Source organism: Mobilicoccus pelagius NBRC 104925 (genome assembly GCF_000247995.1).
Classification (GTDB): Bacteria; Actinomycetota; Actinomycetes; order Actinomycetales; family Dermatophilaceae; genus Mobilicoccus; species Mobilicoccus pelagius.
Map to the genome: position 1 here is coordinate 1 of NZ_BAFE01000046.1, position 513 is coordinate 513.

Below are 513 nucleotides of genomic sequence, written 5' to 3' on the forward strand. Positions count from 1 at the left end.
TGATGTCGGCTACCCACCGGTGGTCCGGCGCCGGCGCGGTGAAGTCCCGCTGGAGCCGGTCGGCCGGGCAGGCCTTCGCCCGCGCGGGTCTGGTGGTCCGGGTGGTGCGCGCGTTCGGCACGCCAGCCAGGCCCAACGCTCGCATGCGGCGTTCGATGGTGCATCGTGCGACCGGCTCACCGGGCCAGGCCCGCAGATAGGCCTTCCACATCTTGCGGACCCCGTACACGCCGAAGTTCTTCTCGTGCAGCTCCTGCAGACGTTCGTCGATGACGGCATCACTTGTGGCCCGCTTCGAGACAGGCCTGCTCTTGCGGGCATAATAGGAGCTTGGGGCGATCGCGATTCCAGTCTCTTTCAGGACCTCGCAGATCGGCTCGACCCCATGCTCGTCGCGGTGCGCGGCAATGAACGCATCGACGTCTACGGTCGGCGGTCGAGCTCCGCCTGAGCGAAATAGGCACTCGCCTGGCGCAGAATCGTATTCGCGCGCCGCAGTTCGCGGTTCTCCTT

General features: G+C 66.9%; 1 protein-coding gene and 1 other annotated feature. The gene reads right to left on the minus strand.

Annotated elements, in window-relative coordinates:
• On the minus strand, positions 1-513 hold a 513-nt coding region (locus tag MOPEL_RS17165), incomplete at both ends, for an IS3 family transposase (RefSeq protein ID WP_141631221.1).
• Positions 332-463 (minus strand) — a sequence feature (AL1L pseudoknot). It overlaps the preceding gene by 132 nt.